General features: G+C 47.4%; 1 protein-coding gene. It reads left to right on the top strand.

Annotation, left to right across the window (positions count from 1 at the left end; genetic code table 11):
* The coding region (locus AC3G2T_RS38635; protein WP_488438806.1) for an IS4 family transposase at positions 1 to 1,351 on the top strand (1,351 nt) is incomplete at its 5' end.
* Between the last annotated feature and the right edge of the window lie 161 nt (positions 1,352 to 1,512).

Below are 1,512 nucleotides of genomic sequence, written 5' to 3'. Positions count from 1 at the left end.
TTTCAAAATGTTCCTAAAATTGTATTTTATTGATACTTTTATCTGGTGGATCATTAAAAAATCTCCTATTGTGAATGTAGAGGGCGTGTTACCCACTCCATTTACAAAGGAGACCAGCATGGGTAACGATAACTCAAATACCGTCATCAGTCAATGTCTTGAATGGTTGAAAATCCCCGAATTTGTTTGTGTTTTTCTCGATTATCACAAGCAGAAGTGTAATCTCACTGCTTCATTCCGCTTACTCGTCGAAGCGCAGTTGTCCGACCGAAAAGACCCCGATTGCATTGTCGAAAATCTTCGGGATAGCCCGGAACTTCAGGCACTCACGGGACTGACGTCGCTTAGCGCTTCCCAGCTTTCTCGCAGATTATCTGAACTGCCAACCTGGTTGCTCCAATACCTGTTCGAAGACATCACTCGCCGTATTCGCGATACCCTGCATCTGTGTGAGAGCAGCGGGCTACAAAAAGAATTAGTCCCCCTATCCATCATCGATTCCTCTTCGATCACACTCTCGAGTCATTTTGGCAAGTGGGCGTTCGTCGACCAAGAAAAGAATCAGGTAAAGCTGCACCTGAGCCTGAGCACACAATGGCCGCATCTGGCGATTCCCAGTAAAGTCGTGTTGTCGACGGGAGCCGTGGCGGATAAAGAAGTTGCGATCGAACTGGTTACCGAGCAAGGAACAACGTACGTGATGGATCGCGGATACATCAACTACGCTCACTACAAGAAGTGGCTCGAAGCAGGGATCTTCTTTGTCGCTCGCGTTCAGAAGAACAGTAAAACTCAGATCTTGGAGACACGTGCACTCCCGGCAGAGGAAGCTCATTTGCGGCTGGATGCGGATGTCCTCATGGTTGTTCCGAACAAGCCTGATCAGACCATGAGGCTGCGTTTAGTGGAGTTCAAGGACGACAAAGGCCATACGTACCGCCTGATCACAAGCCGCTGGGACCTAACGGCACAGGAGATCGCGGATATCTATCGCGCCCGCTGGGACATCGAGTTATTTTTCAAATGGATGAAGCAGTACTTGCGACTCGCTAAACTGTACAGCAACAAGCCTTCTGCAGTATGGAACCAAATTTATATAGCACTCATCGCCCACGCCTTGTGTGTCTTGGTGAAGCTTCAAACGGGTACGAAACAAGGACTCTGCAAAGTGCTGAAGCTAATGCGTCAGTACATGGCCAAGAGTTGGGAGAAACTGCTTGACGCCTTGTTCCGGAAACCGACGAAGCCTTCAAAAGGCCGTCAGAAGAAGCCGAAACGAGGACGCTCAAGAAGCTCCCCAAAGAAGCACGTGGCGCAAAAGTTGGTGCTGACTAACGAATTCAACCAATAATTGATATATTGCCTAAAAATGGTAACCCCCTCGATCAATAGGCCATCGACTTTTTAGCCCATTTGCCGGAAGTAGCAAATGGGAAAATAAGTATCTAATAACTCAAAAAGAAACTTAACCATTTTAATCCAGTCGATGTTAGCTTCTTTGCAAAGCTAGTG

The sequence above is a fragment of the Paenibacillus sp. sgz302191 genome (assembly GCF_057749925.1).
The sequence above is the reverse complement of the archived record's forward strand: the minus strand, read 5'-3'. Positions and strand labels throughout refer to the sequence as shown.